The sequence below is a fragment of the Vogesella indigofera genome (assembly GCF_028548395.1).
In the GTDB taxonomy this organism is placed as follows: Bacteria; Pseudomonadota; Gammaproteobacteria; order Burkholderiales; family Chromobacteriaceae; genus Vogesella; species Vogesella indigofera_A.
In genome coordinates this window covers 43055-54460 of record NZ_JAQQLA010000013.1, presented here as the reverse complement: position 1 = coordinate 54460, position 11406 = coordinate 43055, and the positions used below count along the sequence as shown (strand labels likewise).

Here is an 11406-nt window from a genome sequence, read left to right as displayed (position 1 = left end):
CTGAACAAGGCTGACCTGGTGGATGACGCTGAACTGCTGGAACTGGTTGAAATGGAAGTGCGTGACCTGCTGTCGTCCTACGACTTCCCAGGCGACGACACCCCGATCGTGACCGGCTCCGCTCGTCTGGCGCTGGAAGGCGACCAGTCCGAATACGGCGAACCAGCGATCTTCCGTCTGGCCGACGCACTGGATACCTACATCCCGACTCCAGAGCGCGCTGTTGACAAGCCGTTCCTGCTGCCAATCGAAGACGTATTCTCCATCTCCGGCCGCGGCACCGTGGTGACCGGTCGTGTAGAGCGCGGTATCGTTAAAGTTGGTGAAGAACTGGAAATCGTTGGTCTGAAGAACACCGTCAAGACCACCTGCACCGGCGTGGAAATGTTCCGCAAGCTGCTGGATCAGGGTCAGGCTGGCGACAACGTAGGCGTGCTGCTGCGTGGTACCAAGCGTGAAGACGTTGAGCGTGGTCAGGTTCTGGTTAAGCCGGGTTCGATCAAGCCGCACACCACATTCACTGGTTCGGTGTACGTTCTGTCGAAAGAAGAAGGTGGTCGTCACACGCCATTCTTCGCTAACTACCGTCCGCAGTTCTACTTCCGTACGACTGACGTGACTGGTGCTGTTAGTCTGCCAGAAGGCGTGGAAATGGTTATGCCAGGCGACAACGTAGAAATCAAGGTTGAGCTGATTGCTCCGATCGCGATGGAAGAAGGTCTGCGTTTCGCCATCCGTGAAGGTGGTCGCACCGTTGGTGCTGGCGTTGTTGCCAAAATCATCGCCTAATCGGAAGCCGAGAACGATATGCAAAGCCAAAAAATCCGTATCCGCCTGAAAGCTTTCGATTACAACCTGATCGACCGCTCCGCACAGGAAATCGTTGAAACCGCCAAGCGCACTGGTGCCGTTGTTAAGGGCCCGGTTCCGCTGCCGACCAAAATCGAGCGTTTCAACATCCTGCGTTCCCCGCACGTTAACAAGTCGTCCCGCGATCAGCTGGAAATCCGTACGCACCTGCGTCTGATGGACATCGTTGATCCGACCGACAAGACTGTTGATGCGCTGATGAAGCTGGACCTGCCAGCCGGTGTGGATGTAGAAATCAAGCTACAGTAACAGCACTATTTCATGCGCCGTGAGCTAAGTGCTTGCGGTTATTGAATTTTATTGTTACATTAGCGGACTCACCATTGTGGTGAGTCCGCTTTTCTTTTGAGTAAGCCGGTCAATCGTAATCGGCGCCTGTAAAGGAAATAAACATGACTTTAGGTCTGGTCGGTCGCAAAGTCGGCATGACCCGCATTTTTGCTGAAGATGGCGCAACCATCCCGGTAACTGTGCTGGATATGTCCGCAAACCGCGTATCGCAAGTAAAGACTGCTGAAACTGATGGCTACACTGCCGTTCAGGTTGCAGCAGGTGTTCGCAAGGCAAATCGTGTAACCAAGGCTCAGGCCGGTCACTTTGCCAAAGCTGGCGTTGATGCCGCTCGCGTAATGCGCGAGTTCCCTCTGTCCGCAGAGGCTCTGGCATCGTTGAACGTTGGTGATGCCATCTCCGTCGAGATTTTCCAGGTTGGCCAATTGGTCGATATTACTGGTACCTCGAAGGGTAAAGGCTTCTCCGGCGCCATCAAGCGTCACAACTTCAGTTCCAACCGCGCTTCGCACGGTAACTCTGTTTCTCACAACTCCGCCGGTTCCATCGGTCAGGCGCAAGATCCGGGTCGCGTTTTCCCGGGTAAGCGTATGGCTGGTCAGTACGGTAACGTAAAGAGCACTATCCAGTGCCTTGAAGTTGTCCGTGTTGATGTGGAGCGTCAACTGCTTCTGGTGAAGGGTGCTGTACCTGGTGCCAAGAACGGTGATGTAGTGGTGCGTCCTAGCGTGAAGGCAGGTGCATGATGGAATTGAAAGTGATCAACGCCCAGGGTCAGCAAGTCGAAGCCCTGCAAGCCTCTGAAGCACTCTTCGCCCGTGACTACAACGAAGCGCTGGTGCATCAGGTAGTAACTGCATTCTTGGCAAATGCGCGCAGTGGTAACCGTGCGCAGTTGACTCGTGCTGAAGTGAAACACTCCACCAAGAAGCCATTCCGTCAAAAGGGCACCGGTCGTGCTCGTGCCGGTATGACTTCCTCGCCTCTGTGGCGTGGTGGTGGTCGTGCGTTCCCGAATTCGCCTGACGAAAACTTCACGCACAAGGTTAACCGTAAGCAATACCGTGCCGGTATGGCTACGATCCTGTCGCAGCTGGTACGTGACGAGCGTTTGATCGTCGTGGACAGCCTGACAGTTGAAACGCCAAAGACAAAGGAATTTGCCGCCAAGGTGAAATCCCTGGGTCTGGATCGTGCTCTGTTCATCACTGGCGAGCTCGACGAGAACCTGTATCTGTCTTCCCGCAACTTGCCAAACGTCCTGGTGATTGAAGCTCAGCAAGCTGATCCGTTCAGCCTTGTTCGTTTCAAGAAGGTTGTTATCACCCGTGATGCCATCAAGCAACTCGAGGAGCAATGGGCATGAATCAGGAACGTTTGCTGCAAGTAATTTTGGCGCCGGTAGTTTCTGAAAAGAGCACCATGGTTGCCGAGAAAAACCAGCAGGTGGTATTCCGCGTGGTTGCCAACGCAACCAAGCCTGAAATCAAGGCTGCCGTTGAACTGCTGTTCAACGTCAAGGTTGATGGCGTTTCCACGCTGAATGTTAAGGGCAAGTCCAAGCGTTTTGGCCGTTTCGTCGGCAAGCGCAAGGACTGGAAAAAGGCTTACGTGAGCCTTGCCCAAGGTCAAGAAATCGACCTGACCGCTACCCCTGTTGCTGCGGAATAAGGAGATAGACTATGGCTCTGGTAAAAGTAAAACCGACGTCTGCTGGTCGCCGTGCTGTTGTCAAGGTGGTAAACCCTGACCTGTACAAAGGCCGCCCGCACGCCGCACTGGTTGAGAAGAAAAACTCGACCGGTGGCCGTAACAACAACGGCCACATCACTACCCGTCACATGGGTGGTGGTCACAAGAAACAGTATCGCATCATCGATTTCCGTCGTAACAAAGACGCGGTTCCGGCCAAGGTTGAGCGTATCGAATACGATCCAAACCGTACTGCCAACATCGCGCTGTTGTGCTATGCGGATGGTGAGCGTCGCTACATCATTGCCCCGCGTGGCGTAAAGGTTGGTGCTGAGCTGATGTCCGGTTCCGAAGCACCGATCAAGGCTGGTAATGCCTTGCCAATCCGTAACATCCCGGTTGGTACCACCATCCACTGCATCGAGCTGCAACCAGGCAAGGGCGCGCAAATTGCCCGTTCCGCCGGCTGCTCCGCCATGCTGCTGGCTCGTGAAGGCATCTACGCTCAGCTGCGTCTGCGCTCTGGCGAGATCCGTCGTGTACACGTTGACTGCCGCGCCACTGTTGGTGAAGTGGGCAACGAAGAACATAGCCTGCGCAAGATTGGTAAGGCCGGTGCAAACCGTTGGCGCGGTATCCGCCCAACCGTTCGCGGTACTGCCATGAACCCGGTTGACCACCCACACGGTGGTGGTGAAGGCCGTACAGGTGAAGGTCGTGTTCCTGTTAGTCCGTGGGGTACCCCGACTAAGGGCTTCCGTACACGTCGTAACAAGCGCACTGACAACATGATTGTACGTCGTCGCTTCTCGAATAAAGGGTAATTGAGCTATGGCACGTTCGCTTAAAAAAGGCCCGTTCGTTGACCTGCACCTGCTGAAAAAAGTAGATGCGGTACGTGCAACGAGCGACAAGCGTCCAATCAAGACTTGGTCGCGCCGTTCGACGATTTTGCCTGACTTCATCGGTCTGACCATTGCGGTTCACAACGGTCGTACGCACGTTCCGGTGTATGTTTCCGAAAACATGGTTGGCCACAAGCTCGGTGAATTCTCGCTGACTCGTACCTTCAAAGGCCACGCGGCTGACAAGAAGGCCAAGAAGAAATAAGGTGATGCGATGAGAGTTTCTGCACAACTTAATAATGCACGCCTGTCGGCACAAAAATGCCGTCTGGTTGCAGACCTGATCCGCGGCCAAGCCGTCGGCCAGGCACTGAATATCCTGACCTTCAGCCCGAAAAAGGGTGCCGCGCTCATCAAGAAGGTGCTTGAGTCCGCTATCGCCAATGCTGAGCATAACGAAGGCGCTGATATCGACACCCTCAAGGTGACTTCCATCTACGTTGATAAGGGTCCTAGTCTCAAGCGTTTCTCCGCCCGTGCCAAAGGCCGCGGTAACCGCATTGAGAAGCAGACCTGCCATATCACGCTCAGTGTTGGCAACTAAGGGGTAAGCTATGGGTCAGAAGATTCATCCGACGGGTTTCCGTCTCGCAGTGACTAAAAACTGGTCTTCCAAATGGTTTGCAAATTCGCATGACTTTGCTGGCCAGTTGAAGCAAGACATCGAAGTACGCGAGTTCCTGAAGAAGCGCTTGGCGCATGCTTCGGTAGGTCGTGTTGTTATCGAGCGTCCAGCCAAGTCCGCCCGTATTACCATTCACAGCGCCCGTCCAGGTGTTGTTATCGGTAAAAAAGGCGAAGACATTGAAGTTCTGAAGAAAGAACTGCAGCGTCGTCTTGGTGTGCCTGTGCACGTCAATATCGAAGAAGTTCGCAAGCCAGAGATCGATGCTCAGATCATCGCCGACGGTATCGCCTCGCAGCTGGAAAAGCGCGTGATGTTCCGTCGTGCCATGAAGCGCTCCATGCAAAATGCAATGCGCATGGGTGCCCAGGGCATCAAGATCATGAGCTCCGGTCGTCTGAACGGTATCGATATCGCTCGTAGCGAATGGTACCGCGAAGGCCGCGTGCCTCTGCACACTCTGCGTGCAGATGTTGACTACGCTACTTCTGAAGCTCACACCACCTACGGTGTTATCGGCATCAAGGTATGGGTATACAAGGGTGATATCAAGCCAGGTCAAGTCCAGGCTGCCCCTGTAGCACCAGAGAAGAAATCCAGAAAGGCAGGAGCTCGAAATGCTGCAGCCAACTAGACTGAAATACCGTAAACAGCAGAAAGGTCGCAATACTGGTATCGCGACCCGCGGCAACAAAGTTAGCTTCGGCGATTTTGGTTTGAAAGCAATCGGTCGCGGTCGTCTGACTGCCCGTCAAATCGAAGCGGCTCGTCGTGCTATGACTCGTCACATCAAGCGTGGCGGTCGCATCTGGATCCGTGTATTCCCAGACAAGCCAATTACTTCCAAGCCAGCCGAAGTTCGTATGGGTGGGGGTAAGGGTAGTCCGGAATACTTCGTGGCCGAAATTCAGCCAGGCAAAATGTTGTACGAGATGGATGGTGTTGCTGAAGAACTGGCACGCGAAGCCTTCCGTCTTGCAGCTGCCAAGTTGCCTATTCCGACAGTGTTTGTAATTAAACAGGTGGGTCAGCAATGAAAGCATCCGAACTGAGAGCGAAAAGTGTTGATGAGCTGAAGGCCGAGTTGCTTGGTTTGCTGAAGGCGCAATTTGCACTGCGCATGCAGCACGCAACTCAACAGCTCGCCAAGAATAGTGAGCTGAAAAAGGTGCGTCGCGATATCGCCCGTACCCGCACTGTTCTGAAAGAAAAGGCTGCCTGAGATGAGCGAAACTAAAGTAGTCCGCACGCTGGTCGGCAAAGTAGTCAGCGATAAGATGAACAAGACCGTTACTGTTCTGGTAGAGCGCAAAGTTAAGCACCCTATCTACGGTAAAATTGTTCGTCGCTCCAAAAAGTTTCACGCTCATGACGAAACCAACCAGTACAAAACTGGCGACCTCGTTGTGATCAGCGAAACTCGTCCACTCTCCCGGACGAAAACTTGGGTTGTGACCTCACTGGTAGAGCGCGCAGTTTAATCTGTGTGTAATGCTTGCAGGGGGGCTTGCCCCTCTGTATAATGTGTGATTCGGTGTTCAGCCGAAGTCATCCCTTACGGGGTCCAAGACTGGCCGTTGGATACGCCACCTTACTTTAGGTGGCGTTTCTTTCATCTTCTTGAAGGTGAAAGAAAGTGACGGAATTAAGTTGGATAGAAAGGTAATCAAATGATTCAAATGCAGTCCATTTTGGATGTTGCAGACAACACTGGTGCGCGTTCCGTTATGTGCATCAAGGTGTTGGGCGGCTCCAAGCGTCGCTACGCTGGCGTGGGCGACATCATCAAGGTGAGCATCAAGGATGCAGCACCTCGCGGTCGCGTGAAAAAAGGTGATGTGTACAACGCTGTTGTCGTGCGTACTGCCAAGGGCGTTCGCCGTCCTGACGGTTCGCTCATCAAGTTTGATGGCAACGCTGCAGTTCTTCTGAACAACAAGCTGGAGCCTATCGGTACCCGTATTTTCGGGCCGGTGACTCGTGAGCTTCGTACCGAGCGTTTCATGAAGATCGTTTCGCTCGCGCCAGAAGTGCTGTAAGGAGACCACAGATGCGCAAAATTCGTAAAGGTGATGAAGTCGTAGTAATCACCGGTAAAGACAAGGGCAAGCGCGGTTCCGTTCTGCGTGTCCTGGAAGGCAAAGTCGTAGTGGAAGGCATCAACCTGGTAAAAAAACACCAGAAGCCTAATCCAGTACGTGGTGTCGCTGGTGGCATCGTTGAAAAGACTATGCCGATTGATGTATCTAACGTCGCTATTTTCAATGCGGGTAGCCAGAAAGCTGACCGCGTAGGCTTCAAGGTGCTTGAGGACGGCCGCAAGGTGCGTATCTTCAAATCCACCGGTGAAGTTATCGGCGCGTAAGGGGTGAAGATGGCACGTCTGTACGATTTTTACAAAAACACTGTTGTACCAGAGCTGGTAAAACAGTTCGGTTACAAGTCCCTGATGGAAGTTCCGCGCATTGAGAAGATCACTCTCAACATGGGCGTGGGCGAGGCTGTAGCTGACAAGAAAGTAATGGATCACGCTGTTTCCGACCTGGAAAAAATCGCCGGTCAGAAGCCAGTTGTGACTACCGCACGTAAGTCGATCGCGGGCTTCAAAATCCGTGACCACTATCCGGTTGGTTGCAAAGTGACCCTGCGTCGTGAACGCATGTACGAGTTCCTGGATCGTCTGGTTACGATCTCGCTGCCTCGCGTACGCGACTTCCGTGGCGTTTCTGCCAAATCTTTTGACGGCCGTGGTAACTACAACATGGGCGTTAAAGAGCAGATCATTTTCCCGGAAATCGAATACGACAAAATCGATGCTTTGCGTGGTATGAACATCACTATCACCACTACTGCAAAGACCGATGAGGAAGCCCGCGCTTTGCTGGCTGCGTTCAAATTCCCGTTCAAGGGCTAAGCACATGGCAACTCTAGCTTTGATTAATCGTGAAGAGAAGCGCGCTAAGCTCGTGGCTAAGTACGCCGGCAAGCGTGAAGCGCTCCTCGCTATCATCAATAACCAGAATCTTTCCGAAGAAGAGCGTTTTGCTGCTCGTCTGCAACTGCAGACCCTGCCGCGTAATGCTAGCCCGGTTCGCCAGCGTCGCCGCTGCGCACTGACTGGTCGCCCTCGCGGTGTATTCCGTAAATTCGGTTTGGCACGTAACAAGCTGCGCGAACTCGCCATGAAAGGTGAGATCCCGGGCGTGACTAAAGCCAGCTGGTAATAGGAGATACAGAATGAGCATGCAAGATCCTATCTCCGATATGTTGACTCGTATCCGCAACGCCCAACGTGCTGCTAAAGCCGTTGTTGCAATGCCTTCTTCCAAGTTGAAGGTGGCCATTGCTCAGGTGTTGAAGGAAGAGGGTTATATCGAGACTTTTTCTGTTACCGATGCTGATAAAAAGCCGGTTCTGGAAATTGAATTGAAGTACTACGTTGGTCGTCCGGTAATCGAGAAGATCGAGCGCGTTTCGCGCCCAGGTCTGCGCGTTTACAAGGGTTCCAACGAAATCCCTAAAGTAATGAACGGTCTTGGTGTCGCTATCGTTTCGACTTCAAGTGGTGTGATGACTGATCGTAAAGCACGTGCAGCCGGTATCGGCGGCGAACTGCTCTGCGTCGTAGCCTAATCGGAGGGTTGAATGTCTCGCGTAGCAAAAAACCCGGTAGTCATCCCTGCTGGCGTAGAAGTGAAATTCGGTGCTGAAGAAGTGACTGTAAAAGGCGCTCTCGGCTCTTTGAGCACAGCACTGTGTGCTGATGTTGAAGTCAAGCTGGTTGATAACCAGCTCGAATTTGCCGCCAAGAACGACAGCAAGTTCGCACGTTCCATGTCCGGAACCCTGCGCGCGCTGCTGAACAACATGGTCATTGGTGTTAGCAAGGGTTTTGAGAAAAAGCTGAACCTGGTTGGTGTGGGTTACCGCGCTCAAGCCCAGGGTGAAGCACTCAACCTGTCCCTTGGTTTCTCGCACCCGGTTGTTCACGCCATGCCAGCCGGCATCAAGTGTGAAACCCCGACTCAGACCGAGATTTTGATCAAGGGTGCCAACAAGCAGTTGGTTGGCCAGGTCGCAGCCGAGATCCGTGCTTATCGTTCCCCAGAGCCTTACAAGGGCAAGGGCGTACGTTATGCCGACGAGGTTGTGGTTCTGAAAGAAACCAAGAAGAAGTAATTGAGGCCCTGAAATGGACAAGAAACAGACTCGACTCCGCCGCGCACGTAAAACCCGTGCCCGTATTGCGGAGCTCAAGGTGGCTCGTCTGTGCGTTCATCGCACTAACAGCCATATCTATGCTCAAGTGATTGACGCAACCGGTAATGTTGTTCTGGCTAGCGCCTCCTCCCTGGAGTCCGCTGTGCGTGCCGACCTGAGCAATGGCGGCAACACCGCTGCTGCTGCGGTTGTTGGCAAGAACATTGCTGAAAAAGCTAAGGCTGCTGGTATCAACCAAGTTGCTTTCGATCGTTCGGGTTTCAAATACCATGGCCGTATCAAAGCCCTGGCTGACGCAGCCCGTGAAAACGGTCTTGTATTCTAATCGGAGTTAAGAATGGCTAAGCACGAGATCGAAGATCGTGGCGATGGTCTGATCGAGAAGATGATCGGCGTAAACCGCGTCACCAAAGTGGTGAAGGGCGGTCGTATCATGGCCTTCTCGGCTCTGACCGTAGTTGGCGATGCTGACGGTGGTATTGGCATGGGCAAAGGGCGTTCGAAAGAAGTGCCAGTTGCCGTGCAAAAAGGTATGGAACAGGCTCGTCGCAACATGATCAAGGTTCCGCTGAAAAACGGCACTATTCATCATGCTGTTGTCGGCAAGCACGGTGCGACCACTGTGTTCATGCAGCCAGCTAAAGAGGGTGCCGGTGTTAAAGCTGGTGGTCCTATGCGCGCTGTATTCGAAGCACTGGGCGTACACAACGTTACTGCCAAGATCCATGGCTCGACCAACCCGTACAACGTGGTTCGCGCCACGATTGACGGTTTGAGCAAAATGGCAACTCCTTCGCAGATCGCTGCGAAGCGTGGCCTGACCGTTGCTCAGATTCTGGGGGCGGATCATGAGTGATGTTAAAAAAATCCGTGTGACTCTGGTTAAGAGTCTGATTGGTCGCATCGAGTCTCATAAAGCTTGCGCGAATGGTCTGGGTCTGAAGAAGATCAACCAAGTCGTTGAAGTGATTGATACTCCTGCTAACCGTGGCATGATCAACAAGATCAGCTACCTGGTTAAGAGCGAGGGTTAATATGCTGCTGAATACTATTAAGCCTGCAGCCGGTGCCAAACACGCAAAACGTCGCGTGGGTCGTGGTATCGGTAGCGGTCTGGGCAAGACTGCTGGCCGTGGTCACAAAGGTCAGAAGAGCCGTGCTGGTGGCTTCCACAAGGTAGGTTTCGAAGGCGGTCAGATGCCTCTGCAACGTCGCCTGCCGAAGCGTGGCTTCAAGTCCCTGACTGCTGGCGATGTAGCCGAAGTTCGCTTGTCCGAACTGGCGCTGATGCCGGTTGACGAGATCGACCTGTTGTCCCTGAAGCAAGCCGGTATCGTGCCGACGCAGGCTCTGGGCGCAAAAGTCATCCTGTCCGGCAAGGTTGAGCGTGCTCTTAAACTGCGTGGCATCGCTGCCACCGCTGGTGCCAAGGCTGCAATCGAAGCCGCTGGCGGTAGCTTCGTAGAATAAGGTAAAGCTCGTGGCGAATGCTTCTCTAGTTGGTAATGCCAGTAAATTTGGTGACCTCAAGCAGCGGATTTTCTTTTTGATCGGCGCGCTGATTGTTTATCGCATCGGTGCCCACGTTCCGGTGCCTGGTATCAATCCGGTAGAACTAGCGAAGTTGTTCCAGTCGTCACAGACGGGCCTGCTTGACATGTTCAACATGTTTTCGGGCGGTGCCCTGTCGAGATTTTCGGTGTTTGCCCTAGGCATCATGCCGTACATCTCCGCCTCCATCATTCTTCAACTGGCTTCAGAAATTGTTCCAACGCTGAAGCAGTTGAAGAAGGAGGGTGATGCTGGCCGTCGCAAAATCACTCAGTACACGCGTTATGCAACGCTCTTTTTGGCTACGTTCCAGAGTTTCGGTATTGCTGTCATGCTGTTCAAGCAACCGGAGCTGGTACTGAGTGGTCAGACCGAGTTTTATGTAACGACAGTGGTGACCCTGGTCACCGGCACCATGTTCCTCATGTGGCTGGGCGAGCAGATTACCGAACGTGGTTTGGGAAATGGTATTTCGTTGATCATCTGTTCGGGTATCGCCGCTGGCATACCCGGATCGATCGGTAAGACACTGACCCTGGCCAGCCAGGGCTCGTTGTCCATCCTGCTGGCGATTGCCTTGTTTGCGGGTGTGATTGCTGTCACTTACCTGGTGGTGTTCGTTGAACGCGGCCAACGTAAAGTGCTGGTCAACTACGCCAAGCGACAGGTCGGCAACCGTGTAATGCAGGGCCAGTCGACGCATCTGCCGCTGAAGCTGAATATGGCCGGGGTCATCCCGCCGATTTTTGCATCCAGCATCATTCTTTTCCCGGCAACCGTACTGGGCTGGTTTGGTAATACCGAAGGCTTGGGTGTGCTGAAGTCTGTTGCAGACAAATTGCATCCTGGTCAGCCGCTGTATGTTCTGCTCTATGCTGCTGCTATCGTTTTCTTCTGTTACTTCTATACCGCCCTTGTGTTCAACCCCAAGGAAACGGCTGATAACCTGAAGAAAAGCGGTGCGTTCATTCCGGGTATCCGTCCGGGTGAGCAGACGTCGCGTTATATTGAGAAAATCATTCTCCGTCTAACACTTATTGGTGCGATCTACATCACACTGGTTTGCTTGTTGCCCGAGTTCCTTATCCTGAAGTGGAATGTACCATTCTACTTTGGTGGAACTTCGCTGTTGATCATTGTTGTCGTGACAATGGACTTCATGGCACAAGTTCAGTCCTACGTGTTGTCTCACCAGTATGACGGATTGCTCAAGAAGGCCAACTTCAAGGGCGCATCCGGTCGCTGACGGTC

Annotated in this window: 23 protein-coding genes; all 23 read left to right on the top strand. The window is 53.2% G+C overall.

Annotated features, from left to right (window positions below):
* A partial coding sequence (locus tag PQU89_RS16925) for an elongation factor Tu (protein WP_272766801.1) occupies nt 1-789 on the top strand: 789 nt, incomplete at its 5' end.
* An 18-nt stretch (nt 790-807) separates the two neighbouring features.
* Nucleotides 808-1119: a 30S ribosomal protein S10 gene (rpsJ, locus tag PQU89_RS16920; RefSeq protein ID WP_047967708.1), complete on the top strand. Its 312-nt coding sequence runs from the start codon at nt 808-810 to the stop codon at nt 1117-1119.
* A gap of 143 nt (nt 1120-1262) precedes the next feature.
* Nucleotides 1263-1907, top strand: coding sequence for a 50S ribosomal protein L3 (gene rplC, locus PQU89_RS16915; RefSeq protein ID WP_272766800.1), 645 nt, complete (start codon nt 1263-1265; stop codon nt 1905-1907).
* Complete coding sequence (gene rplD / locus PQU89_RS16910; protein WP_047967713.1) at nt 1907-2527, top strand: 50S ribosomal protein L4; 621 nt, start codon at nt 1907-1909, stop codon at nt 2525-2527. The genes rplC and rplD overlap by 1 nt, the downstream gene beginning before the upstream one ends.
* Nucleotides 2524-2832 (top strand): 50S ribosomal protein L23, encoded by a 309-nt coding sequence (gene rplW, locus PQU89_RS16905; RefSeq protein WP_047967712.1) that lies wholly within the window; start codon nt 2524-2526, stop codon nt 2830-2832. Before rplD ends, rplW begins: the two co-directional genes overlap by 4 nt.
* An 11-nt stretch (nt 2833-2843) precedes the next feature.
* Complete coding sequence (gene rplB / locus PQU89_RS16900) at nt 2844-3677, top strand: 50S ribosomal protein L2 (protein ID WP_082133789.1); 834 nt, start codon at nt 2844-2846, stop codon at nt 3675-3677.
* Between the two features lie 7 nt (nt 3678-3684).
* The gene (gene rpsS, locus PQU89_RS16895; RefSeq protein WP_047967705.1) at nt 3685-3963 is read left to right on the top strand and encodes a 30S ribosomal protein S19; all 279 of its coding nucleotides are present in this window, start codon (nt 3685-3687) and stop codon (nt 3961-3963) included.
* Between the two features lie 9 nt (nt 3964-3972).
* Nucleotides 3973-4302, top strand: a complete 330-nt coding sequence (gene rplV / locus PQU89_RS16890; protein WP_047967704.1) for a 50S ribosomal protein L22 — start codon at nt 3973-3975, stop codon at nt 4300-4302.
* 10 nt (nt 4303-4312) lie between these two features.
* The gene (gene rpsC / locus PQU89_RS16885; protein ID WP_047967703.1) at nt 4313-5017 is read left to right on the top strand and encodes a 30S ribosomal protein S3; all 705 of its coding nucleotides are present in this window, start codon (nt 4313-4315) and stop codon (nt 5015-5017) included.
* Nucleotides 5001-5420, top strand: a complete 420-nt coding sequence (gene rplP / locus PQU89_RS16880; RefSeq protein ID WP_047967702.1) for a 50S ribosomal protein L16 — start codon at nt 5001-5003, stop codon at nt 5418-5420. The genes rpsC and rplP overlap by 17 nt, the downstream gene beginning before the upstream one ends.
* Entirely contained in the window at nt 5417-5605 is a 189-nt protein-coding gene (rpmC, locus tag PQU89_RS16875; protein WP_047967701.1) for a 50S ribosomal protein L29, read from the top strand. The genes rplP and rpmC overlap by 4 nt, the downstream gene beginning before the upstream one ends.
* 1 nt (nt 5606) lies before the next feature.
* Nucleotides 5607-5864 (top strand): 30S ribosomal protein S17, encoded by a 258-nt coding sequence (gene rpsQ / locus PQU89_RS16870; RefSeq protein WP_047967700.1) that lies wholly within the window; start codon nt 5607-5609, stop codon nt 5862-5864.
* Between the two features lie 189 nt (nt 5865-6053).
* Entirely contained in the window at nt 6054-6422 is a 369-nt protein-coding gene (gene rplN / locus PQU89_RS16865; protein WP_047967699.1) for a 50S ribosomal protein L14, read from the top strand.
* An 11-nt stretch (nt 6423-6433) separates the two neighbouring features.
* Nucleotides 6434-6748 (top strand): 50S ribosomal protein L24, encoded by a 315-nt coding sequence (gene rplX / locus PQU89_RS16860; RefSeq protein ID WP_047967698.1) that lies wholly within the window; start codon nt 6434-6436, stop codon nt 6746-6748.
* Nucleotides 6749-6757: 9 nt separating this feature from the next.
* On the top strand, nt 6758-7297 hold the full coding sequence (gene rplE / locus PQU89_RS16855; RefSeq protein ID WP_047967711.1) for a 50S ribosomal protein L5: 540 nt from the start codon (nt 6758-6760) through the stop codon (nt 7295-7297).
* A gap of 4 nt (nt 7298-7301) precedes the next feature.
* The gene (gene rpsN / locus PQU89_RS16850; RefSeq protein WP_082133788.1) at nt 7302-7607 is read left to right on the top strand and encodes a 30S ribosomal protein S14; all 306 of its coding nucleotides are present in this window, start codon (nt 7302-7304) and stop codon (nt 7605-7607) included.
* Between the two features lie 13 nt (nt 7608-7620).
* Nucleotides 7621-8016: a 30S ribosomal protein S8 gene (gene rpsH, locus PQU89_RS16845; RefSeq protein ID WP_047967697.1), complete on the top strand. Its 396-nt coding sequence runs from the start codon at nt 7621-7623 to the stop codon at nt 8014-8016.
* Nucleotides 8017-8028: 12 nt separating this feature from the next.
* Nucleotides 8029-8562, top strand: coding sequence for a 50S ribosomal protein L6 (rplF, locus tag PQU89_RS16840; RefSeq protein WP_047967696.1), 534 nt, complete (start codon nt 8029-8031; stop codon nt 8560-8562).
* A gap of 13 nt (nt 8563-8575) precedes the next feature.
* The gene (gene rplR / locus PQU89_RS16835; protein WP_047967695.1) at nt 8576-8929 is read left to right on the top strand and encodes a 50S ribosomal protein L18; all 354 of its coding nucleotides are present in this window, start codon (nt 8576-8578) and stop codon (nt 8927-8929) included.
* A 12-nt stretch (nt 8930-8941) separates the two neighbouring features.
* Nucleotides 8942-9460: a 30S ribosomal protein S5 gene (gene rpsE, locus PQU89_RS16830; RefSeq protein ID WP_047967694.1), complete on the top strand. Its 519-nt coding sequence runs from the start codon at nt 8942-8944 to the stop codon at nt 9458-9460.
* Nucleotides 9453-9638: a 50S ribosomal protein L30 gene (rpmD, locus tag PQU89_RS16825; protein ID WP_047967693.1), complete on the top strand. Its 186-nt coding sequence runs from the start codon at nt 9453-9455 to the stop codon at nt 9636-9638. The genes rpsE and rpmD overlap by 8 nt, the downstream gene beginning before the upstream one ends.
* Nucleotide 9639: 1 nt before the next feature.
* On the top strand, nt 9640-10074 hold the full coding sequence (gene rplO / locus PQU89_RS16820; RefSeq protein WP_047967692.1) for a 50S ribosomal protein L15: 435 nt from the start codon (nt 9640-9642) through the stop codon (nt 10072-10074).
* A gap of 10 nt (nt 10075-10084) precedes the next feature.
* A complete protein-coding gene (secY, locus tag PQU89_RS16815; RefSeq protein ID WP_272766799.1) occupies nt 10085-11401 on the top strand; it encodes a preprotein translocase subunit SecY in 1317 nt (438 codons plus the stop codon).
* Nucleotides 11402-11406 lie beyond the last annotated feature (5 nt).